This window comes from Xanthobacter autotrophicus ATCC 700552 (genome assembly GCF_043194565.1).
Lineage (GTDB): Bacteria > Pseudomonadota > Alphaproteobacteria > Rhizobiales > Xanthobacteraceae > Xanthobacter > Xanthobacter autotrophicus_F.
This window is the reverse complement of sequence record NZ_JBAFVS010000004.1, coordinates 22,910-43,509: the sequence shown is the minus strand read 5'-3', so window position 1 is coordinate 43,509 and position 20,600 is coordinate 22,910. Positions and strand designations below refer to the sequence as shown.

Sequence of the window (20,600 nt, the reverse complement as noted above, 5' to 3'; positions counted from 1 at the left end):
CTGCTTCCGGATTCAGAGAATGATGATGCGCGGGTTCGCCTTGCGGGCCGGCTGCGGGTCATATGCCATCAGGTAGACCGCATTGAACAAAGCCATGAGCGGGTCGATCTTGGCCGATCCGCTGACTTGCTTGGTGATCGTGATCGCGTTTCCCTTGGGCTCGACGCGGGCGTTGCCCACGCACCACGCCATGAGCGGGGAACCTTCATGCTTCAGGTCGCCGCCGGCCAGCTTGCGCGCCGTCGTCTTGATCGCCCCGTTCAGGCCCCATCCCTGGGTTACGCCCATGATGCGATCGAGGATGATGCCGCGCGCGATCAGCTCGTCTACGATGTCACCGATGCCGGCCCGGTCCACGCCAACCGCATATTTCTCGGCGAGAAGACCCGCGCCATCCACCTGCATGACGATGTCGCCGATGTCGGAAACATCCTGCCCCGGCCTGTCGACAATGGTGAGAAATCCGGATTTCTCCAGATCCGTCAGCTTCGACGCCTCCCCCTTGCGGCGCTGGAGAACGATCCGGTGCGCCCATGCCCGGCACCAGGCCAACCACTTCCCCGTGCCCTTCTCGCGCCCCAGCAAGGCAAGACCGAGAAGATCGTCGAGGCCGCCGCCGTCGATCCCGATAACGACCACCTCGCACCGGGCCAGGAACTCCTCAAGCGAGGGGATCGCCTCTCCGGATTCTTCCCAGAAGTCCGCGCCCTCCCACGATTTGTTGGAGAGGGCCAGGTTGATCTCGACGTTCAGGTGCTTCGCGAGGAAGCCTCGCAAGCTGGCCTCGCCGGAAAGCTCGTCCTTCTTGTATTGGTCCGCGATGAACTGCTCATCCACCGACGCGCCAAAATTCGGGTTCGTCACATACCAGAATGCCGGGTTCTTGTAGGCCTCCCGCTTGAGCAGCAATTGCGGATACTCGTAGAGGATGCCCAGGCTTCGAGGGTCATCGATCTTGCCGTCACGGACGGCCCGGAAATACTCCAGCTTCGACTTGAACACGCCTTCCGGCGGCTCATCCGACTGCGTTGTGGCATAGATCACGAACCCCTCGGGACGCGAGGCAAGGCCGCCGGTCACCTCGCGGAACATATTCTCGGACTGGTTCCGCTTGCCGAAGAGCCACAGCTCGTCGATGAAGATCCCCGACGCCTTCTTGCCTGAGACCGTCTCGCTGTCCGCCGCGATCACCTTCAGCGTCGCGCCGTTGTTCATGTTCGTGATGGTCCGAAAGTGTGGTTGGATTTTCAGGAATCCGTCACTCTCCATCCACAATTCATCGTCGGCCTTAACCATGCTCGCGGCCGGGCCGAACGAGTTGTTCGCTATCTCTATGGTCGGCGCGACGATCAGAAACTCCGCCTCATCCCGCCAGTTCCGCAGCAATGCCGTCAGCATCACCGATGCTGCCGACCCAGACTTCCAGTTCTTCTTGCTCACCAGCAAGAGGTATTCCCGGATCAACCGGCGCCCGCTCTCTGGGTCCTCCGACCCGAACAGCGCCTTCGGCAGGTCGAACACCCACGGCCGACACGCCTCACCGATTGTGGGCCTCCCGGCCATGTCCGTGATGCGTAGGTCACGGAAGATGGAAAGGCCGGCTTCAGCCTGTTCAGGGAACAGGGGGTCAAACGGCACCAGGGATTGCCGGTTCACGATCCTATCTTCCCAGTCCGGGCACGCCGTGCTCCAGATGGGTTCAGCCATTGTCTACGACCACCTTCGGCCGGCTCCCCGGCGGCGGCGGCGGCGCGAACTTCCCGGACGCAGCCGCCTTGGCCTTGTCCGCCTTGGTCTCGCCTTTGGTCGCCGGCTTCTCCGCTAGCTTCGCGTGCTGGAACGGCATTGCGGCAATAGCCATGCGGACCATGTCCGCTACTTCTGCCCCCAGTACCTCGCCGTTCATGACTGCCAGCGCGAACTCCAACGCCGTCTCGAACTTGCGCGTCGACTGCATGGGCTCGTCATGCACCGCTGCCTCAAGAACAGCCTGCGCGGCAACCCCGATCGGCATTGAACCGCCTGGCTTCACCGTGCCCTTGCCAGCGGGGGGGGCTGGCAGCTGGGCGCAATCCGTCTTCGGGGGCACGGCCTTTTGCTTGGCCGGCGGCGCCTTCGTGCCCGACTTCCTTGGGCGGCCAGCGCCGGGCCGGAACCCACCTCGCGGCATGTCCGCCCATCCTTTGCTTTGAATTGGCGAAAAAACTGACGCCACAACAGCGCGTTACGGGAGGTTTGATTTCTCAACCGCCGCGGGCTGGCACCCTGGCGGCCCACCCCAAAATCAAACAGGGGTCCCAGATTGTGCAAATGAGACCCCAAGCGGTATTCGACCCCTTTGCCTCCCGAGGATCGACACCCCCTACCCCTTGGCGGCCATGGAGACAGTCGGTTGGCCCCGTCACCGGGCAGGCTTACTGAGACGGGCGGAGCGGGCCTGCGCAGTCTTCGCGCTATGGTGAGCGCCGCATAGCGCCTGCCCATTGGCAGGGTCGAGCGGCGCCCCGCCGTCCTTCAGCTCCACCACATGGTCTGCGAAGAGGCGATGTTCGGGGGCGCCTTTCGTGCACCCCGGCCATTGGCATCGGCCACCTGCCCTACGTATCACCTCTGCCGCCCAGGCCCTGTGCTTTGGTGTCTGGTAGTGGGCGGCAGCCTCTTTCGGCGGGCTATTGAGGCGTGGCTGCGCGGCGCCGATGCGGGGGCGCAGAGTACGAATAATGGGGCTCATCACATTCCCTTCGCGTCGGCGCCATCTCTCACCTGTGTGCGAGAGACCTGCGCGACAGACCCATCATCTGCTTGGCGCGCTTACGCATAGATGCAATATATAGATGCTTCATTATGAGATTTTTATATGGACTTATAGTCTCAATATGCTACATTACTGACATCAGCAAAGGAGACCGACATGACCCACACGGACCTGACCACCCGAGACCTCATCGACCTGGCAATCGAATACGAGATGGTCGCCTCCAACTGGGACTTCCAGTCCCGCAGCAAGCCGGTTCAGGAAGCGATCCTGAAGCAGATGAGGAAGCTGGCGGAAGGGTTCGAGTGGTAAGAAAGGCAGGGAGGGGGAACCCCTCCTACACCATTATCATATCCACATCTTACAGAGTGAAATTAGGCATGCGATCTGAGGCCTTCAAAGCCTGGCAATCTCACGCCAAGCTCAAGAACCGTGAAGTGGCCGACGCCCTCGGCAAAAGCCTTGCGACAATCGCTCGGTATCGATCAGATGGGGTCCCAGAGGCTGAAAGCGTCACTGTCCGGCTGGCATTGCGCGCCATTGCCAACGCCCTCCCGCCGTGGCCGGCAGGATGACGGGGCGGAGGTCTGCTTTCGAGAGAAGCCCGGCGCGACCCGAGCTACCTTGCGGGCGAGGCGCGACCCCCGCGTTGTGCCGCCCCTAGAGCGAATGCCAAAGCGCCGGCTCGCCGAACGCCTACGCACCGCTGGGCAATCGTTGCTTTCCCCTTCGAACGGAGGCCGTTTCCTACCGGGGCACACAAGGCGCGGGCGGGCTTGCTCTCTCGAAACTGCTTGCCGGCCTCTCAGCCGGCGCGGGCCAGATGCTTGCCTTTAGCGCCATGCTCGCCGCCTTTGCGCCCAGAGGCCTGTTGGTCGGTCCGCATTCGTGTGCGCCGAAGCGCGAAACTGGTCTAGGAGGCTGGATTTGAACCAAAGGCCCCTCGCTCCCAAAGCGAGTGCTCTACCAAGCTGAGCTACACCCAGAATCGAAACCGCCACGGCCATTCAGGCGCGCGGCGGCATCATGTTTTTCACTAGACTGATTTGCGGGCGTCGTCAACATGGCCCGCAGGGATGCGGAAGAAATCGGCGAGCGCACCCAGCCCCCGCATCAGATTATCCACAGACACGGGCTCCCGGTCGAATATGCAAACCTCCCGCACCTCCCGCATCGCCGCAGTCCCCGCGTCGGATAGAGCTGTCGTTACCCGCATATAGTCGTTGGAAATGCGCCGGACCACATCCGCGCTTGCTTCCTCGTATAGCCCCTGCCCCCGCACCGCGCCGATATCCATCCCCCTCGGGAACGGGCTCGGGTAGCCCTTGATGCGCTGATAGCTGTCCACGAGTGCAGCGTAGTCGCACCCGGCCCGGTGGGCGCGCCCGTCCACCACATTCCGCAGCAGCAGCCGGCCCAGCTCATAGCCGGCGGCGGCGGAGCGCAGGTCTTTGTCTCCGGCGCCGGGAAGCGCACGCCTACGATAGTCGAGAACGGTCGCCATGGTCTGCACCTCAGTCTCTCCCTTCGGCTTCCATGTTTCTGGCCTGGTGCGGCCGTTCGGGTAGCGCTGCACATTCGGATTAGAGGGCCGCCCACGGCGCTTTTTGTTTCTCGACATGACGATGTAGCCCCTTCCGTCGAAATTGCCGCTGGTGACGTGCTGTGTTGATCTGGCTGGCTGTCAGCCCTCGATAGGCTTAGCCCCGGCTTCGTGGATCGTGCGCCACTCGTCCGTGATCTTGCCCATCGCTTCTGCCTTCCAGCGCTCGGCTTCGGCTTTCCACTTCTCCGCGTCGGCTTTCCAGCGGAGGCGAGACGCTTCAAGCCCTGCCTTCTCGGTCAAGGCGGCCTGAAGCTGCTTGCGGAGGTCGGTCACGCTGGTGCGCTCGGTGGTGGTCGTATCCATGCTTATTCGCCCTTTACGTTGAAGAAGTACGGCTCCGAATGGTCGACACCGGAAGGGTTCGGGGGATGCCGGCGGCGGACACGCTCGCCTTCGCGGGGCGCCAGCGCCGCAGCAAGATTGGCGGCCATCTCCCGCACCCGTTCCCGGTCCCGCTCGTTCGGGGCGCGCTCCACCTTCGCCTCGATCAACCGCCGGAGCTGCACCAGGTGGAAGCGAGCCGGCTGGGCGATCTCATTCACCAGCGCCCGCATCTCCGGCGCCTTGGGCATGAACGCCGTGTTCAGACCGGCATCAGCTCGCATTACCCGGCGCACGGCTTCCCGGAGCGCGAACAGCGGGACGCCTTCCAGCGCCATCAGGTAACCCTCGGCACGAGCCGCCGCGCTCCCATCGTCAACCTCACGCTCCCGGAACTGGGCTTGCAGGATGGCGATGCACTTCCCGATTTCAGCCGCCGAAGCCGAGCCGAGGTGCTGCGCCAGCCGCTCCGCCCGCGTTTCCACCGTCGTCCTCTGGGCCTCGGTCAAAGCGAAAGCCTCCGGGATCGTCGGGCGAAACCCCTCCCCCAGTGCGCCGAGCGACCGCGTCAGCCAGGGCGGAGATTGCTTGGTCGGTTCCAGAAGGGCGGCGGTTGGGTCGATTGTCGTGATTGCGGTCATTTCGATTGGCCTTCGTGGGCAGGGCTCTGGTGATCCACGGGATGGGCTCGTGTGGCCGCGCCTCTCGGGCTCGCTGGATCGCGCCCAGAACGCCGGCGCAGTCGTCGCCCGTCGCCTTCAGCCAACGGCCGATGAGCTGCCCGCATTGCCGTTCGGGGATGCCAAGGCTCAGCAATGTCGGCTTCCCCTCACCCCACAGCTCATGCCGAGCATCGGTGTAAGCTGGGGACGGAGGCGCCTCGGCGCCCGATGCGTCAGCATCGGAATTGATCCTAGGTCCTAGATCCATGGTCCTAGGTCCTAGGTCCGTCGCTGAACGCTCGATGACGCTCGAGAACGTTATCGAGCGTTCTTGAACTTCAGAATTTTCAATGACGGTTGTTAGCGCGCCGTCTCCGAACGTCATCACAGCCACATTGCCGGCGGTGCACTCTTCAACAGTCAGCCTCGGTGACAGCCCAGAGCCGACCAATATCCCAATGCCATCGACTAGGGCGCAGTACCGCATAACCTGGCCAACATCTGAACCGCTGATGCGGTCCTTCTTGATCTCCAAGACGAATGTCTTCCGATCTGTCTTGCACACGATGTCAAGGTATGATGACCCGATGCGCACCTGCCTTTGGACATCCAGAATGCGCCCACCGCAGAACTCTTCCATTCTGGATAGCCCGTCGAAGATCGCGGCCTCGATATCCACCTCAAGCGTGCGTTTTACGATTTCTCCAGATGGAGGGGGGAACCTGCTTGGCGTGGGACGGTCGATCTTCTGATGATCTCGCCACCCCGAAATCTGGAAATAGCGCGAGCCGCGGACCTCATATCGTGCAATGAGGCTCGCGCCCTCCAACTCGGACAGCCACGCCTCGATAAGTGATGATGCGTCATCATCATATGGGTATAGGGCACCCACGAGCACGGGGGGCGCCCCCCGACCGCGGCCTTCGTCATCTGCGATGGTCCATAGCTGGACGAACAGCAGCCGAGCGTCGCGCGACAGCTTCCCAATCGTTTCCGATTGTGGGAACTCCGGCTTTATGGTGCGGATGCGGGCCATTATGAGGCCACCTCTCCAGAAAGCCGGCCCCACACTACAGCCGCAACCTTAGCGGCTGCAGCGTACGGGCTGCGGTTGATGACGTGCAGAACCCAGCTCTCGGCTACACCAAGAGCTTCTGCAATATCCGCGGGATTCGTCCCGTCGCACCATAGGTCTATGGCGCGAGATTTGAGGGCCTGTGCCTCTCCGCCGGTGAGGATGTGCGCGTTCATACCGCCGCCTCCAGCTTGCGGCGTCGCACCTTCCGCTGGCGCGCCGGCTTGGCGGGGTTGCCCTCGTAGAAAATGCGCCCGTGCGGGTGAGCCTCACCCGTGGGGGCCCAGATGTACCAGGCGTGGTCTTCCGTACCTGATCCATCCCCAGCGAACCACTGGATGCGGTCCACAAGGGCGATCTTGCCGAAAAACCTAGGGCAGTCGCGAAAGAGGTGCGCGCGCGTCTTACCGAAGTCGAACTTGGCGGTCAGGAGAAGGGCGACCCAGCCGCGGCAGCGCGACAACGCCAACGCCGCGAATTTCTCGGCGTCGCGGTTCTGCCTGCCATAGGGCGGGTTCGTGATAATGTGCGTCGCATCCGGGCCGTCATGCGCCCCCGACAGGAAATCGAAGAGAAAATCATGGGGCCGGTCATAGATCGCGATGTCGCTGGTGACGACCGGGACGCTGGCCTCGCGGACCACATCAGCGATCAAGTGGTTGCCGGCCGCCGGCTCCCAAACAATATGCCCCGCCCGAAGAGGCGGCAGCACGCGCAGGAGCGCTTCCGTCGCCCAAGGCTCAGTCTGATAAAGGTCATTTTCCTTGCGGGCGTAGTTCGATGCAACGACGGTCATCGCGTCACGCCCTCCACGATTGAGAGGTGCCGAACATGCCGTCCCCAACCGGAATCAGATCTCCCGTCGCGATGGCCTCTGCCGCGCTCCGAGGGCCTACGCCTTTCCCGCTCGGCTCCAGCTGATAGAGGCATTCCGTCTCGCCGCTCTCCTTGAACCGAAAGCAGAGATGAAGGGTTTGCCCCCCCCCTGACGGCATCAATGATGCGTTGGACACGCGCGGGGGTCTTGGCCGGCTTCATCATCTCCTGCCCTCCGCTTGAGTTTTCTCGCGGAGCGCACGAGCGCCATCCTCCAAGCGCGCGGCCCCAGCCAATGCCCTCTTGCCGTGATATTTGGCTTCAGATCGGATGGCGCGGACGCCCTCCGCCAGCTCATGGAGCCGGCGGATCGCCTTCGCCTCTTCGATCATCTCGTCAGCTTTCGCGCTCATGCTGCGTCGCCTCCGGTCAGCTTGAGGCGGAGAGCTTCCACTTCGGCGGTCAGGTCCGATGCTTCCCCGATCAGCGCCGCAATCTTGCGCACGGCGTGCAAAGCTGTTGTGTGATCGCGACCACCAAACCGCCGGCCGACCTCCGACATGGATCGCGTGGTCAGCGTCTTGACCAGGTACATGGCGACCTGGCGCGGCTTCACCACGGTGTGGATGCGGCTCGGCGACTGAAGATCTTGCGCTGTGCAACCGTAGTAGGCGGCGACGAACCGCATGATCCCAGGCACAGTCGGTCGTGAAGGGTCATAGCCCTCCGGAAGAGGCGGAATGACACGCTGGATCGGCGGCGCTCCTTCGCGCAAGGCGCGCGCCTTTTCCCGGCGGATCCGGTCCACTTCCCGCCTCCGGGCCACCCGCTGCTCTGCGGCCTCTTCAGGGCTGAGCACCGGTCTGCGTTCCGATGACGGGCGCTTCGGCGGCGGGGCGGACAGCTGGCCGCCTTGGGCGGGGCAACGCCCAAACAGGCGGGCCCGTCGGGCCTTCGCCTGTTTGTGCTGCCGGGCCAGCTCGGGCGAATTGACAAGCATGTCGGCGTTCATTTCCGCCCCTCCAATGCCGCGTCGATCATGGCGCGCGTGGCCGGGTCGACGTGCCGGATCGGGAAGCCGAAAAAGCCGGCGGGGTGGCTGCACGTGATGGTCACGGGCTGGCCTGTGGCCTCCAAAAGCCTTTTCCGCTTCTGGTTCTGCATGTAGGCGCGACCCTGCTGTCGAATGGCCGCGCGCGCTTCGTGCTGCGCTTTCGTCACCTTGATCATTCGGCAGCCCTCACTTCGGGCTCAGCCGGCGGCACGGGCGGCTCGTGAGGGAGCGCCGTTTCGCCACGCATCGGCATCAAGATGAAGGTCGACGCCGGGTCCGAGACATCGACGAGGTTGGCCTGCGAATACGGGCTGCTGCCGCCGTGGAGGCGGAATGCAGAGCCCCTGATCTGCTGCGCAGCCATTGCGAGACGGGCGCGGTCGAAGTGAAGCGGGATGTTCGGCCAGGTCCCGAGCGTGGTCCCGGGCACCGGGATGGATGCTATTCCCATCTCGGCGTCCCGCCGCTCCAGAAATACCCTCCCCTCGCGCCAGCAGATGGACACGATAGGGTCCTCCCCGCGACTGGATATAGCTTTCAGCCGTACCAGGGCTGAAAGGAGCGCGAGACGGTCGATCTCGTAGCCAATGTCCTTCGGCTCTTCGAGGATGCGGCGATAGTCCGGGTAGATCCCGTCGATCAGCTTGCCGGTAATGGTCAGGCCGTCGCCTTCTACCCGGCATACGAGCGGCGCCGACGAGAGCGCGACCGTGAGCGGCCCGCGCATGTGGGCGAGGATAGCTCGCACCATGTCTTTAGGGATGATGCAACTGCTCTTCGGGCCGACGAAGCCGGCGGCGGAGATCGCCGTCGCCGCCTCCGGGACAGTGCGCTCGACCCGCCCCAATTGGGCGCCGTTCGTAGCCACGGCCAGGAGCTTGTCGCCCTCGGCCTCCAGCAGCACGCCGTTGAGGTAGTAGCGGGTATCCTCAGTGGACATGAACGGGGCGATCCGCGCGAGGACATCACCGATCCAACCGGCGTCGAGGCGAATTTCCGCAAGCTGACCTTCCGACTTGGCAAAGATGGCCGGCCAATCCTCCGCCGGCAAAGTGGGTAGGCTCCAGTGCTCCTCTCCGATCAGCACTCGCAACGTCGTGCCGCTCTCCCCGGCTTCGAGCGTGACGCGCTCAGAAGTCGGCAATCCCTTCAACAAATCCCGCAGCACGCGCGGGTTTACGCAGGTCGCCGGGAGTTCCCCGACCGCCGGCAGTTGGGCGCGGATTTCCATCTTGAGGTTCACCCCGGCAACCGTCAGCTGGCAGCCAGAGGAGGCGAGGTAGACCGTCGCGAGGATGGGGACGGTTGGCCGGCGATCCACGGCTGCGAGGGTGCGGGACAGCGCGCGCAGAAGGGCGCCAGCCTCAACGGTGATACCCGCCATCACGCCGCCCTCCCCTTCAGGAGGTCCGCGCCGAGGGCCTGCTGCATCGCCTCAAGGCCCATCGGGAGGAAGCCGGGGATCTGTCCCGGTTCTTCGGTCTTGAACCACTTCCCGGTGATGCGCCTGCCCGCGACCGCGAACTGCGCCACGGCCTCGTCCACCGTCGTGCCGACGAACCAGCGCGCGATCCGGTGCTCTTCGCCAGTCTCCGCCTCCAGGTCGCGCAAGCGCCTTTCGAGATTGGTGGAAATTCCAATTTTCACGACGTTCGGCGCCGAGACGGGGCTGGAGAAATAGACAAATCCCACGAGGTTCGGCGCCAGCGGCGGCACCTCGAACACCGGCAGGGCCGGCTTGCGGGCCCTCCATTGACGCCACGCCTTGGCAGAGCCCCGCCGGGCGACGGCGCCGACGATGTTCTTCGCGAAGGCCGGGGTGCAGCCCAGCATGCGGGAAGCCGCATAGAAGGCATTCCGGTCTTCCGGCTCGCCCACGCCCAGCATCGGCTTAAGGAGGTCCGTGAGGTAGTTCAGCCTCGCGTCGGTCGGTGTGAGCCGCTTCGTGAGCGCCTTGATCAGCTCCGCCGCTTCGGGCGAAGCCATCGTCGGGATCTCGGACATGGGTCCTCCTTCAGGGCGCACGAAGGCGCCCGGCGAAATGCCGGTTGACGTGGATCGGTGATGAAGAGCGGCCGAAGCCGCGAAATCAGTGCGGGCTGTGGTGCGCGGCGTACCAGATGCCGAGGGCGAGCCCGGCGAACGTGAAGACGGCGCGCTCAATCATGGCAGCAGCTGCACGTCGAAATTCAGGGCGACGGATCATCGGCCTTCTCCGTCTCGATCCAGGGGGCTATCCAGCGGGCGACCCTCTTCGAGAAGCGCAGCCAGAGAAGCCCGGCCTTCGTCCGTGGCGAAAAGGCGAAGGGCAGCTTCGAGGGCGGATATGCGGGCGACGAGCCCGGCGTATTCTGCTTGGGCGTCATGGACGTTCTTCTCTTTCTGGGCAGCTTCTTTCAGAGCCAGCGCCGCACGGATCGCGTCCATCTCCTCAGCGTCAATGCGCCGGGCCTGCTTCCGCCACATGTCCTCTATCCGCGACGTGCGGATCGGGTCTCTCAAGATGCCCCGCACCCTGCCCACGTCGTTGACGAGCTTGGCGACGCGGTTGATCGCGCCCTTCACGCCCTCTCCGGGTGCGCACGGCCTTGAAAGCTCACGGAGATGTTCGGACGCTTTTGCGACTGCGCTCATGATGCTCACCTTGCGCTCGGTGCGATTGACCGAGAACCCGGTATCATTATCCGACACTGCGGCTTCTCCTTCTGCTTTACTTCAAGCATCACGAGAGACCGGGAGACGGAACGATGTTGCTGGCCGCAGATGATCTGGCAGGACGTGCTGCGGCGAGCGCGGATAGAAGCGGCGGCCCGGCGGGAACCGGACACACCGAAGTGGGTCGGGAGGAAGCCGACCAGGGGAACGACAGTTTCATCACGATCGGCGCCCTGGCAGGCGCCATCGTGGACAAACTCAAATCGGATCGGGCCGCGCGCACCGCCCCTCGCGTCGCCGCCCGTGCGCCGGCCGGCATGGAAGTCGTACCAGGAGCCGGCCGGCGCCCCAACATGGAGAAGAGGATGCCGTCGATCGGGACGACGCGGATGTTCGCAACGCTGCTCGCCGGGATCGCGCGCGAACGCAACGACCGCGGGGAACCCCTCCTCCGCTACATCGAGGCGGAGGCAGGATACCTGCGGCCGTCCATGCCCATCACCGCAGATGCGATGACCAGCGCGTGCGCCGATGCGCGCCGGCTGAGGATCGGCCACAAGGTGGCGGGCGGGTGAGGTCAGCACGCCAGCGCCTCCGCCTTCATCTGGCGGATGCGCGAGGCGGCGCACTCCTCGCCATAGAGCACGGCGAAATCGGCATAGTCGTCGCTCAGATCGCTCGGCACCCAGTGCGGAACGATGGAAGACAGCCCCCACTTGCGCTTCAGCGCCTCCCCTCCCCGGCGGGAAAGTTCTGCCAGCCGCGAGCGCTCGCCAGGGTCCTTCGCCCGGCACTTGCCAGCCTCCGATCGCGTCATCAGCCGGACGCCTTCCCGCTTGGCCCATTTGATGATGGAGGCGGGCGAGACGCCGATGTCGCGAGCAATCGTGCTGGTCAACGCTCCCGCCTCGATGAGGCGCTTCATGCGGGCGATGGCTTCGGGGGTTCGCTTCATCGGGCGGCCCTCCGCTCAGGGGTGAAGCGCATCGCGGCGCGCAACGCCACCTTGGCGACGAGCAGCCAGACCGAAGACCGGCGCGGGTGCTGTGCGATCATGAAGCCGCCGGCCTGGTCCGGCAGGCCGGTCACATCGCTGCCGTGCTCCAGAGCCATGGCATGATAATCGGACACATCCGAAAGGCCGGACATGTCGGTGACCGACGCCTCAGCAAGGGTTCGCGCGCGGGCTTTGTCTCCGCCAGGCCAGAGCTCGACGCGGATAACCAGCATCAGGCGGCCCTCCGCTGGTAGGCGACGAACACCCGTGCGAGTTCCAACTGGTGGGCGCACTTCTCCCGGTGACCGGCATCAGCGGCGCCGTTCTTCCAGCCGTGCCAGTAGGCGCGGGACCGGTTGTTGCCGGGCTCGGGAACGCCGTGCCAGCCATCCCAATAGCCGTCGACCATCTCGACGGTGTCGAGCGACATGAGGTCTTCGATGGTGGTGACGGGAGCGAATTCGGACATCAGGCAGTCCTCCGCTCGACGTGTGTGGCGCGTCCCGCTGCCGGCACGGACAGGTCAGGGCAGGATTGCCCGGCCGGCAGCGGATGCTCCACCATCGAAGGTTGCAACACCGATTCGATGGAGAGACGAATGGAAAAATCACCTGCAAATGCCCCGAATTCCGTGGGGAATGGGCTGGCGACGGCGGCCATACTCGCCGAGTTACTGGCGCACGCGGCGGGCCAGGAGGCTGACGCCACAGCTTGGCTCAGCGCCATTGAGGAGCGCCTTGCGCAAAATTTCCGCGCGATCGAAGGCCTCAACGCATCCCCGGAGCAGCACGGGGCGGTGGTGCGGGATGCACTTGCCAAGGTCGAGACGGTCTTCCTCATCGCGAAAGCACGCACAAAGGGGGCGGAAGGGTGATGCATCACCGCCCTCCCTCAATGATGGAGTAGCTTCCATCCTCGTTGATCACGAAGCTGAGTGGCGGGGGGGTGATCTCCCGCACAAGCATGCGGACCAGCGCATCGAACTCGCGCTCGGCGGCTTCATCGTCGCCGGCGCGGATTGCAGCCGCCATACGGGAGAAGGAAGGAGCTTCGTTCACGCTGCGCTCCCCTGGTGTTCGGGCTGGGGCTGCGCAACGTGCATGGCTACGAGGTCGGCATACTGGATCTTCAAGCCAGCTTCACCGGCCGCGGCTGTGACAGCGGGCCAATACTCGACCGGTATCGATCCGCGCCGCTTCATCTCGGATGCGGTCGAGGGCCGCTTCCCAATGATACGACCGAAGGCAGCATTGCCGCCGAGAGCTTCGATGAGATCGCTGACCGTCTGCATGCCAACACGACTACATGATTTATGTTGCACTAGTCAACATGATTGATGTTGCGACACATGATGTGTTCGCACCCATGCAAGAGAGCATGGGAGACCGCCTCCGGCGGGCACGGATCGCCGCGAACTTTACCTCTGCTGCCAAAGGCGCGGAGCGCATCGGCGTGGCAGCATCAACGTATCGGGCGCACGAGAACGGCCAGAACGAATTTGGGGCCGATGAGGCAGAAGCCTATGGCCGCGCATTTGGTGTTCGGGCTGGATGGCTCCTCACAGGTGAACAACCGAAGGAGCGCGGCGCGACGCCGGAGATGGGCATCGCTCCGGCAGCGGACCCCAAGCTCAAGGCCGAAGTTTCCCATCCTGTCGACGTTCCGGCCTGGCCAACGCGGAAGATCCCCGTCTTTGGCCAGGCCGCCGGCGGCGCTGACGATGACGGAAGGTTTATCCTCAACGGCAACAAGGTGGCCGACGTCCTCATTCTACCGGGCCTTGAGGACGTCAAGGACGCCTACGCCGTCTATGTCTATGGCACGTCAATGGTTCCCGCATTCAAGCCGGGGGCGACGGTCTATGTGGACCCAAGCCGCCCGATCGTCGCGGGCGACGACGTGGTGGTGCAGGTCAAGATGGACGAACACGAGCCGCCCTATGGGTTCGTGAAGGAGTTCGTCGCCCGCCGAGGCGGCAAGCTCGTCTTGCTGCAGCACAATCCACCCGAAGGCCAGGACAAGACCCTCACCTTTCCGCTTGATCGGGTGGTCGCCGTCCACAAGGTCGTTGGCAACGTTCCACGGTAGCGGCGCAGATTCGATTCGACTCCGGATCGCCCCTCGATCAGTATGGAACATAACATGAACACGGGGGCGAGAATGCCGGGCGACGGAGTAGCGCTTTGCCTTTCCAACACAGCATCGATGCTCATTTCCTGCGCTGATTGCGGCCATACGACAGTCTGGTTCGAGCGGCATTTTCGGCAACGTGGGCTGCGTCCAGATCACACGGTCGGGCAGGTTTCCAAGCGCCTGTTCTGCCCTGCATGCCGGCGCGCCGGCGGGCGCGGCAAGGAGCTGCGGGTCGAGGCATTCCCTGTCGTTCGCCAGATGGAGGTTGCATGAGCGAGGCATTCACCATCCACGTCATCCAGACGTTCATTGAGATCGATGGCTATCCGGTCGCTGAGGAGCCTATCGCCTGCCAGTCGGCATCCCAAGCCAAGGCGAAGGCTCAGGCCGCGCGCGGCATTAAGCTCGGCGTCATCGCATGGTCGCGCACGTCGCCGGACCCGGGGCTAGGCGATTGGGGGGAGCCTGTGATCATTGCGCGGTACGGCAAGATCCCTGAGGAATTCGAAGAGTCCGGCGCCGTGGAGTAGCCTGCTGAGCAGCATCGACTCCCCTCCCAACACCACGCTATGGTTGTGCTTCAGTTTGGGCGTGGGAGGATTCGATGGACGCGGGGGCATTGGGGGATTTTCGCGACAAGATTGTCGAACTCGCCAAACGCGCGGTTTCTGCCGCACCTCGATGCGTCAATGAAGAATCAACAAAGATGTTCCTCGTCATCCCGATGGTTTCCATCCTGGGGTATGACCACATGGACCCGAACGAGGTATTCCCAGAACATCATTGTGATTTTTCAGAGAAGTATAAAAACCGCGTCGACTACGCAATTTTCAAGGCAAACGAGCCGGTCATTGCGATTGAAAGCAAGCCTGTCGGGGCTGCCAGCCTGCGAGACGACAGGGGGCAGCTCAGGAGCTATTTCAACGCGGCGAAGACCGTGAAAATGGGCGTCCTCACGGACGGGCTCGTTTGGGAATTCTACGCTGATTCCGATGAGCCTAACATGATGGATGCGAACCCATTCTTGCGGCTCGATTTGAGCGACGTTGCCAAGGGCAAGGTCGACGATTCCGCCCTTGAAGGGCTGCATAGCCTGAGCAAATCGGTCTTCGATCCGGAAAACATCGGCGCTGAAGCCAAGCGCAAGCACATCTACAATTCCGTGCTCTCTCAGGTCGCAACGATCTTCGCCGATCCGCCGGAGGAGTTCGCCCGGCCCCTCCTGCGGAAAGCTGGGATTGGCCACATCAACCAGAAGACCCTCGACGAATATCGGCCCGTGATCCAGGCCGCATTTCGGGAGTTCATCAACAGGCAGATCCTTCACCGGCTGGATCTGCCGAAACCAGATCAGGCTCAGGCACCTACACCTATCGACCCCATTCCCGCCGCTCCAGCGCCCGCTGCGGACGCCATCATCACGACTGAGCGCGAGCTGGAGGTTTTCCGATGGGTGCAGCAGCGCTTGGCATTCCTCGTCCGCGACGATGGGTTGTTCGCTGAGATCAAGTCTATCGAATACCGCGATTATCAGGGGAAATTTGTGGTTTTCTACAAAATGGAGCGCAAGGGCCGGATATTCGAGTTCATAGAATCAAAGACCGCACCAGGATACCGCTTCATTTTTCCGGAAGACACCGGCCTGACCCAAGGCGACATCACGGTTCAAACGCTGAGCGAGATTGACGCCCCCTTACTCGCGTCGTTCAAGGCGCGGGTTGCCGCGATTTCCAAGACGCCGCCTGCTGCAAACGGCGCATGAGACCTCTCGGCCTCGCCCGCCTCCGGCGGTTCATCATTGATATGTGAGGATCAACATGTCGAATCGAGAAATCACCGGCCTTAACATTGTTGGTGCGGAACAGACGGACGGTGGAACGCGCGTAACTCTACGCGTCATCGCAGTTGACGGGATGCCGGCGTCACTTTCTCTTCCATCAAACATATTTGAAGCCGCGCTGCATCAAGTTGAAGTTGCCGTGAAGACGGCTCGCGCCCAAACGCACGGCCCCAATCTGTTTCTCGATGCAAATGCCGGGCGCTTCGAGGTGGTACCCGACAAAGTCGTTTTCGAATTTGACGTTCCGGGGCTGAAGACGCCGATACGGTTCGCGCTGGACAGGGGAAAGGCGCGGGAACTAGGCGTTGCCCTCTCTACCGTCGCCTGATTGCGACCCAAACTTATAGGACCACCCGTCAGCGCCTACATCGCGCTTGTAGAAGGCAACACCTCCAGGCGGGGCGATGGGCTCCGCGCGCTTCGGCTGGATATGGGCCACGACCATTACCAGAACTTGGGATAGCCACTGGCGAATCTGCTGCATCAACAACCTCCTCAGCCCGCCCTCACCGGCGGGCTTTTTCGTGCGCTCCACCACGGGGCGAGATGGAGTGTAGCAGGGGCATTGCCGCGAACAACATGATTTGGGTTGATCGCCACTTTTCATGTTGACATGTTACGTGTTGTCTCTATGTTGTCCCTATCAACCGAGGGGACACCGACATGGCCACCACCGACACCATCCAGACCGCCCGGCGCCACGGCCTCCCGATCCCGGCCTTCGCTCTCGACGCCCACGCCCCCGGCCGGGCCTCCTGCTACCGGGGATGGGTCCAGGCGGTCGAGATGCTGGACGCCGCCACCACCGAGGCCGGTGCCCGCGCCGCCCGCCGGCTGGCCGACTACTACGCGGGGAGCCCCGTCCTGCCCCGGAAGCGCCAGATCATCGGCCGCAAGGCCATCCTGGTGGACGACATGACCCAGCCGGGCCGCAGCTACTGAGGCCAGCCGGGGCGGCCCCCGGGCCGCTCCTCCTCAACGGGAGGGGATCATGGACACTGCTGCCGTCAAAGCCGCGATCCGCGCGTCGGTGACCGATCCGAGCGCCATCGACAGCATCTCGCTCGACGCGGCGATCCGGGCTCACGAAACCGGCCTTCCGGTCTACTGGCACAGCCGCTCCTACAGCGACGCCTTCGCGACGATCTTCGTCGACCTCGTCCATTCCGTCGGGCTGGACGCGGCGCTTGCCGAGATGCGTCGGCGGCACCCCACCCATCCCGAGGCGGGCCCCACGCGTCTGCTCGCCCGGCTCATCCCCATCACCGCCGACGCCCGCGCCGAGCTTTCGGCCACGCGTGCCCAGCTGGGCATCGTCACCCGCGCCGACAGGAGCGCCGCATGAGGATCGAACAGCACACCGAGCAGGAGCTCTACGAGACCCGGCTGTGGCTCGAAAAGCTGCTCAATGGACTGATCAACGCGAACCACTCGGCGGAGGACACTGCCGTCCGGATCTACCGGGCGCACGGCCCGCGCATCGTCCCTCGTTTCGATGAGAACGCCGGCTCCCAGTCCAAGATGCTGCGCGAGGCCGCCGAATGACCATCCTCCGCTTCCCCCGCCTCTTCAATTCCAGACGCGCCGCCGCACGCCCCCAGGCGGCGCCACAGCCGCCGGCCGAAGGTGTTCCCTCGCCGCAGCCGGCGGCTGTCCCCTCCCTTGCCGAGGTCGTGAACCTCGAAGAGCGGCGCATCCCGAAGATCCCGCTGCCGTGGTGCCCGGTCTCGCCCTACGTCGGCGCCGTCATCCTCGGGGCAGCGCTCGCATCCGCCACGACGGCCTACGTCGCCGCCGACCTCTTCACCATGCCCAGCGGGTTCGCCGCTGCGGCCTTCGCCCCTTGGAGCGCCTGATGCCCACATTGAAGGATAAGACCAACGAACTCGATGTGGTGATTGGCTTTCGTGTGAAGCAATCCCGCCTGCGCAGCGGCGTCAGCCAGGAAGCGCCCGGCGAACACCTCGGGATCACGTTTCAGCAGATCCAGAAATACGAGAACGGCAAAAACCGGATCGCCTCCAGCACGCTGGTGATGATCGCCGACTTTCTCAAGGTCTCGGCACTTTATCTCCTCCGCGGCACGGAGAACGACGCCGGGGCCCTGCCCCAAGCCCGCGACACCGCCTCCGTCGAGGCCGTCGACCTCCTCTCGCAGCTCCCGCCGCATTCCAAAACTGCGGCAATCAACACGATCCGTGCGCTTCACGAAGCCACGGCCGGCGCACCGAACGCCGAGGCCGCCTGATGCTCCAGTTCCTCCGCAGGCTGCGAAGGCCCTGGTCCACCATGGCGGTGTCCAGCCAACACGCAGCGGCCTTCGCCGCGCACCGCGCCCGGTACGACCTGTTCCGGACGCTCGGCTTCCCCCACGACGCGGCGCTGCGGCGCGCGTCCGGCGATGAGTGAGGACGACATGGTCACATTCTCCGATCGCGTGGACCTCATGGTGGGCGAACTCACCCGATCCACCTGCGACCTCGGCGATGGCCGCGAGGTCATCCGCCTCCTGCGCTCCGCCGGCTTCACCGAGCAGGAGATGGATATGGGCCTTGAGGAAGCGCTGGAACGCGCGCGCTTCGATCGCATCAATGACGCGATCCTCGCCGGCCTCGCCGGCGGCGAATGGCCCAGTGCCGCCTGACATGCGCGCGCTCATCGCCATCGCCTGCTTTGGCGCCGTCCTGATCGCGCTCGGCGTGCTCGCCCACCATGCGGCCGGCCGCGTGAGCGCGAGCCGCCGACGGGCCGACGCCCTCGACCCCCACACCAATCCCCACGGCGATGTCCCGCGCATCCCGGTGCACATGATCGGAGACCACGATGTCTGAAATCGCATATGCCGACGAAATCGACGATCTGGACATCACCGTATCGGTGCCGGCGCCGAAGTCGAATGTCCCGGCCACGCGCCAGGCGCGGCAGGCGCCCGCCCGCCGCCCCGCGCCCCGGTCTTCGGCCAAATCCGACGCCGGCTCGATCCTCGGCGCCATCATGCAGGCCGCCAGCAACCCGGAGATCGACGCCGACAAGGTCGCGCGGCTGATGGACAATTACCGGTCCATCCGGGCGGAAGAGGCCAAGCGCGCCTATCTTGCGGCCCTCCCCGACATGCAGGCCGATCTGCCGACCATCGACCAGAATGGGAGGATCCGCATCGAGAAGGGCGGCGTCGTCATCCAGGAGACGAAATACGCCCGCTGGGAGGACATCAACGAGGCAATCCAGCCGGTGCTCCGCACCCACGGGTTCGGCCTGTCCTTCCGCCTGAGCGTCGCCCCCGACGGGAAACAGAACATCACTGCGGTCCTGAGCCACACCGAAGGGCACCAGGAAGAAACCACCATCACGCTGATGCACGACAGCACCGGGTCCAAGAACTCGGTGCAGGCCGTCGGCAGCACGATTAGCTACGGCCAGCGCTACACGGCGCGCGCGCTGCTGAACTTCCAGAGCCGGGCGCGCGAAGACCGGGACGACGACGGCCGCGCAGCCGGAGGCGTCGAGACGGTCTCGGAAGACCAGGTTTTGGCGCTGCGCGACCTCGCCGCCAGCGTCGAGGCCGATGAGAAGCGCTTCTGCACCTTCATGCGGATTGACCGCCTTAGCGACCTCCCCGCGTCCCGCTTCGATGAGGCGAAGACGGCCCTCGAACGCAAGAGGGCGAAGTGATGGAACTCGAGCTAATCACGATCGAGCCGCAGACCGCGCTGGCCGTCTTCACGACTGAGAACGCCCTGGAACCCTACCTGCAGAAGGTCCGGGACGAGGTCGATGCATTCGATGCCGATGCGTCCACCTCGAAAGGGCGGGGCGAGATCCGATCGTTCGCCGCCAAGGTGACGAAGGTCAAAACCTACATCGAGAGCGTCGGAAAGGGTTTGGCCGATGAGCAGAAGCTCATCCCGAAAAAGATCGATGCGGCGCGCAAGCACGCCAAAGAGACGTTGGAGGCATTGGCCGAGAAGGCTCGGAAGCCGTTGACCGACTGGGAGAACGCCGAAGAAGCCCGCGTCGAGCGGCACACCAATGCCATTGCGCGCATGGAGCAAATCGCCAGCATCGCTCCTCTCCAGCGTCCGGTTGATGAGCTTCTGGAATTCCTCGCCGAAGTCGAAGCCGTGGCCGTCGGCCCACAGTGCGAGGAATACGAGGCCGCCTACGCCAAGACCAAGGATGCCGCTGTTCGTGCGCTGACCGCCGGCATTGAGGCGCGCGAGCGCTATGAGGCAGAACAGGCCGAACTCGCCGAGCTGCGCCGCCAGGCGGAAGAGCGCGCAAAAAGGGATCGGGAAGAGCAGATTGCCCGCGAGGCGGGAGAAAAGGCCAAGCGCGAAGCTGAGGAGAAGGCCGCGGCCGATTCCCGGCGCGCCGAGGAGACCATCCTTCGCGAGCGCGAAGCGGCCGGGCGTCGCGAACAGGAGCTGAAGCGTCAGGCTGAGGATGCCGAGCGCCGCGCGGCTGATGCCGTGGAAGCCGAACGGCGCCGGCAGGAGCAGGAAAAGGCCGCCGAAGAGGCCGAGGCGAGGCGCCGGGAGCAGGACAAGGAACACCGCGCCACGATCAACCGAGCCGCCCTCGCGGCCCTGGTGGCCGGGGGCATCGAAGCCGAGACCGCGCGGGCGGTGCTCAAGCTGATCATTGGCGGCCAGGTGCCGCACATCTCCATTCGATACTGAGGCCGGC

General features: G+C 64.1%; 34 protein-coding genes and 1 tRNA gene. 17 read left to right on the top strand and 18 right to left on the bottom strand.

Annotated features, from left to right (window positions below; genetic code table 11):
- Window positions 1-12 precede the first annotated feature (12 nt).
- Window positions 13-1,707, bottom strand: coding sequence for a terminase large subunit (locus tag V5F48_RS05380; RefSeq protein ID WP_394040830.1), 1,695 nt, complete (start codon window positions 1,705-1,707; stop codon window positions 13-15).
- Window positions 1,700-2,014, bottom strand: a complete 315-nt coding sequence (locus V5F48_RS05375; RefSeq protein WP_394040828.1) for a hypothetical protein — start codon at window positions 2,012-2,014, stop codon at window positions 1,700-1,702. Before V5F48_RS05375 ends, V5F48_RS05380 begins: the two co-directional genes overlap by 8 nt.
- Before the next feature lie 897 nt (window positions 2,015-2,911).
- On the opposite strand from V5F48_RS05375, the gene V5F48_RS05370 reads away from it, so the two are divergent.
- The gene (locus tag V5F48_RS05370) at window positions 2,912-3,067 is read left to right on the top strand and encodes a hypothetical protein (protein ID WP_394040826.1); all 156 of its coding nucleotides are present in this window, start codon (window positions 2,912-2,914) and stop codon (window positions 3,065-3,067) included.
- A 597-nt stretch (window positions 3,068-3,664) separates the two neighbouring features.
- Here V5F48_RS05370 and V5F48_RS05365 read toward each other — a convergent pair.
- From V5F48_RS05365 to V5F48_RS05315, 11 genes are all read right to left on the bottom strand, one after another.
- Window positions 3,665-3,741: transfer RNA gene (locus V5F48_RS05365), tRNA-Pro, on the bottom strand.
- A 50-nt stretch (window positions 3,742-3,791) separates the two neighbouring features.
- Window positions 3,792-4,259: a hypothetical protein gene (locus tag V5F48_RS05360; RefSeq protein ID WP_394040824.1), complete on the bottom strand. Its 468-nt coding sequence runs from the start codon at window positions 4,257-4,259 to the stop codon at window positions 3,792-3,794.
- A 180-nt stretch (window positions 4,260-4,439) separates the two neighbouring features.
- Window positions 4,440-4,664, bottom strand: coding sequence for a hypothetical protein (locus V5F48_RS05355; RefSeq protein ID WP_394040822.1), 225 nt, complete (start codon window positions 4,662-4,664; stop codon window positions 4,440-4,442).
- A gap of 2 nt (window positions 4,665-4,666) precedes the next feature.
- Window positions 4,667-5,323 (bottom strand): hypothetical protein, encoded by a 657-nt coding sequence (locus V5F48_RS05350; RefSeq protein ID WP_394040820.1) that lies wholly within the window; start codon window positions 5,321-5,323, stop codon window positions 4,667-4,669.
- A 1,268-nt stretch (window positions 5,324-6,591) separates the two neighbouring features.
- Window positions 6,592-7,215, bottom strand: coding sequence for a hypothetical protein (locus V5F48_RS05345; RefSeq protein ID WP_394040818.1), 624 nt, complete (start codon window positions 7,213-7,215; stop codon window positions 6,592-6,594).
- A 241-nt stretch (window positions 7,216-7,456) separates the two neighbouring features.
- The gene (locus V5F48_RS05340) at window positions 7,457-7,648 is read right to left on the bottom strand and encodes a hypothetical protein (protein ID WP_394040816.1); all 192 of its coding nucleotides are present in this window, start codon (window positions 7,646-7,648) and stop codon (window positions 7,457-7,459) included.
- Complete coding sequence (locus V5F48_RS05335; protein ID WP_394040814.1) at window positions 7,645-8,247, bottom strand: helix-turn-helix domain-containing protein; 603 nt, start codon at window positions 8,245-8,247, stop codon at window positions 7,645-7,647. The genes V5F48_RS05340 and V5F48_RS05335 overlap by 4 nt, the downstream gene beginning before the upstream one ends.
- A complete protein-coding gene (locus V5F48_RS05330) occupies window positions 8,244-8,465 on the bottom strand; it encodes a hypothetical protein (protein ID WP_394040812.1) in 222 nt (73 codons plus the stop codon). The genes V5F48_RS05335 and V5F48_RS05330 overlap by 4 nt, the downstream gene beginning before the upstream one ends.
- Complete coding sequence (locus V5F48_RS05325) at window positions 8,462-9,673, bottom strand: DNA polymerase III subunit beta (protein WP_394040810.1); 1,212 nt, start codon at window positions 9,671-9,673, stop codon at window positions 8,462-8,464. Before V5F48_RS05325 ends, V5F48_RS05330 begins: the two co-directional genes overlap by 4 nt.
- Window positions 9,673-10,293: a GIY-YIG nuclease family protein gene (locus V5F48_RS05320; protein ID WP_394040808.1), complete on the bottom strand. Its 621-nt coding sequence runs from the start codon at window positions 10,291-10,293 to the stop codon at window positions 9,673-9,675. Before V5F48_RS05320 ends, V5F48_RS05325 begins: the two co-directional genes overlap by 1 nt.
- Before the next feature lie 198 nt (window positions 10,294-10,491).
- Window positions 10,492-10,980, bottom strand: a complete 489-nt coding sequence (locus V5F48_RS05315) for a hypothetical protein (protein WP_394040806.1) — start codon at window positions 10,978-10,980, stop codon at window positions 10,492-10,494.
- A 56-nt stretch (window positions 10,981-11,036) separates the two neighbouring features.
- Between V5F48_RS05315 and V5F48_RS05310 the strand changes: the two genes are divergently transcribed.
- Window positions 11,037-11,519, top strand: a complete 483-nt coding sequence (locus V5F48_RS05310; RefSeq protein WP_394040804.1) for a hypothetical protein — start codon at window positions 11,037-11,039, stop codon at window positions 11,517-11,519.
- Between the two features lie 2 nt (window positions 11,520-11,521).
- On the opposite strand, the gene V5F48_RS05305 is transcribed toward V5F48_RS05310, so the two are convergent.
- The 3 genes from V5F48_RS05305 to V5F48_RS05295 are packed head-to-tail and all read right to left on the bottom strand — an operon-like array spanning window position 11,522 to window position 12,410.
- The gene (locus V5F48_RS05305; RefSeq protein WP_394040802.1) at window positions 11,522-11,899 is read right to left on the bottom strand and encodes a COG3415 family protein; all 378 of its coding nucleotides are present in this window, start codon (window positions 11,897-11,899) and stop codon (window positions 11,522-11,524) included.
- Entirely contained in the window at window positions 11,896-12,174 is a 279-nt protein-coding gene (locus tag V5F48_RS05300) for a hypothetical protein (RefSeq protein ID WP_394040800.1), read from the bottom strand. The genes V5F48_RS05305 and V5F48_RS05300 overlap by 4 nt, the downstream gene beginning before the upstream one ends.
- Window positions 12,174-12,410, bottom strand: a complete 237-nt coding sequence (locus tag V5F48_RS05295; RefSeq protein ID WP_394040799.1) for a hypothetical protein — start codon at window positions 12,408-12,410, stop codon at window positions 12,174-12,176. The genes V5F48_RS05300 and V5F48_RS05295 overlap by 1 nt, the downstream gene beginning before the upstream one ends.
- A gap of 129 nt (window positions 12,411-12,539) precedes the next feature.
- Here V5F48_RS05295 and V5F48_RS05290 point away from each other — a divergent pair, with 129 nt between their 5' ends.
- Complete coding sequence (locus V5F48_RS05290; RefSeq protein WP_394040797.1) at window positions 12,540-12,815, top strand: hypothetical protein; 276 nt, start codon at window positions 12,540-12,542, stop codon at window positions 12,813-12,815.
- Window positions 12,816-12,819: 4 nt separating this feature from the next.
- Here V5F48_RS05290 and V5F48_RS05285 read toward each other — a convergent pair whose 3' ends face one another.
- Window positions 12,820-12,999 (bottom strand): hypothetical protein, encoded by a 180-nt coding sequence (locus V5F48_RS05285; protein WP_394040795.1) that lies wholly within the window; start codon window positions 12,997-12,999, stop codon window positions 12,820-12,822.
- Entirely contained in the window at window positions 12,996-13,232 is a 237-nt protein-coding gene (locus tag V5F48_RS05280; protein ID WP_394040793.1) for a carph-isopro domain-containing protein, read from the bottom strand. The genes V5F48_RS05285 and V5F48_RS05280 overlap by 4 nt, the downstream gene beginning before the upstream one ends.
- Window positions 13,233-13,318: 86 nt before the next feature.
- Between V5F48_RS05280 and V5F48_RS05275 the strand changes: the two genes are divergently transcribed.
- The 14 genes from V5F48_RS05275 (at window position 13,319) to V5F48_RS05210 (ending at window position 20,593) form a co-directional block, all read left to right on the top strand.
- Window positions 13,319-14,029 (top strand): XRE family transcriptional regulator, encoded by a 711-nt coding sequence (locus V5F48_RS05275; protein ID WP_394040791.1) that lies wholly within the window; start codon window positions 13,319-13,321, stop codon window positions 14,027-14,029.
- Between the two features lie 314 nt (window positions 14,030-14,343).
- Complete coding sequence (locus tag V5F48_RS05270) at window positions 14,344-14,604, top strand: hypothetical protein (RefSeq protein WP_394040789.1); 261 nt, start codon at window positions 14,344-14,346, stop codon at window positions 14,602-14,604.
- A gap of 74 nt (window positions 14,605-14,678) precedes the next feature.
- Window positions 14,679-15,836, top strand: coding sequence for a type I restriction endonuclease (locus V5F48_RS05265; RefSeq protein WP_394040787.1), 1,158 nt, complete (start codon window positions 14,679-14,681; stop codon window positions 15,834-15,836).
- 55 nt (window positions 15,837-15,891) lie between these two features.
- A complete protein-coding gene (locus V5F48_RS05260) occupies window positions 15,892-16,242 on the top strand; it encodes a hypothetical protein (RefSeq protein WP_394040785.1) in 351 nt (116 codons plus the stop codon).
- A 335-nt stretch (window positions 16,243-16,577) separates the two neighbouring features.
- A complete protein-coding gene (locus V5F48_RS05255; RefSeq protein WP_394040784.1) occupies window positions 16,578-16,856 on the top strand; it encodes a hypothetical protein in 279 nt (92 codons plus the stop codon).
- A gap of 49 nt (window positions 16,857-16,905) precedes the next feature.
- Window positions 16,906-17,259: a hypothetical protein gene (locus V5F48_RS05250; protein ID WP_394040782.1), complete on the top strand. Its 354-nt coding sequence runs from the start codon at window positions 16,906-16,908 to the stop codon at window positions 17,257-17,259.
- Window positions 17,256-17,459, top strand: a complete 204-nt coding sequence (locus V5F48_RS05245; protein ID WP_394040781.1) for a hypothetical protein — start codon at window positions 17,256-17,258, stop codon at window positions 17,457-17,459. Before V5F48_RS05250 ends, V5F48_RS05245 begins: the two co-directional genes overlap by 4 nt.
- Window positions 17,456-17,770: a hypothetical protein gene (locus V5F48_RS05240; RefSeq protein ID WP_394040779.1), complete on the top strand. Its 315-nt coding sequence runs from the start codon at window positions 17,456-17,458 to the stop codon at window positions 17,768-17,770. Before V5F48_RS05245 ends, V5F48_RS05240 begins: the two co-directional genes overlap by 4 nt.
- Window positions 17,770-18,162, top strand: coding sequence for a helix-turn-helix domain-containing protein (locus tag V5F48_RS05235; RefSeq protein WP_394040777.1), 393 nt, complete (start codon window positions 17,770-17,772; stop codon window positions 18,160-18,162). Before V5F48_RS05240 ends, V5F48_RS05235 begins: the two co-directional genes overlap by 1 nt.
- A complete protein-coding gene (locus V5F48_RS05230) occupies window positions 18,162-18,323 on the top strand; it encodes a hypothetical protein (protein WP_394040776.1) in 162 nt (53 codons plus the stop codon). The genes V5F48_RS05235 and V5F48_RS05230 overlap by 1 nt, the downstream gene beginning before the upstream one ends.
- 7 nt (window positions 18,324-18,330) lie before the next feature.
- Window positions 18,331-18,558, top strand: coding sequence for a hypothetical protein (locus V5F48_RS05225; RefSeq protein ID WP_394040774.1), 228 nt, complete (start codon window positions 18,331-18,333; stop codon window positions 18,556-18,558).
- A gap of 1 nt (window position 18,559) precedes the next feature.
- Window positions 18,560-18,745: a hypothetical protein gene (locus tag V5F48_RS05220; RefSeq protein ID WP_394040772.1), complete on the top strand. Its 186-nt coding sequence runs from the start codon at window positions 18,560-18,562 to the stop codon at window positions 18,743-18,745.
- Window positions 18,738-19,586, top strand: a complete 849-nt coding sequence (locus V5F48_RS05215; protein WP_394040770.1) for an ERF family protein — start codon at window positions 18,738-18,740, stop codon at window positions 19,584-19,586. The genes V5F48_RS05220 and V5F48_RS05215 overlap by 8 nt, the downstream gene beginning before the upstream one ends.
- Window positions 19,586-20,593, top strand: coding sequence for a coiled-coil domain-containing protein (locus V5F48_RS05210; RefSeq protein WP_394040768.1), 1,008 nt, complete (start codon window positions 19,586-19,588; stop codon window positions 20,591-20,593). The genes V5F48_RS05215 and V5F48_RS05210 overlap by 1 nt, the downstream gene beginning before the upstream one ends.
- The last annotated feature ends 7 nt before the right edge of the window (window positions 20,594-20,600 follow it).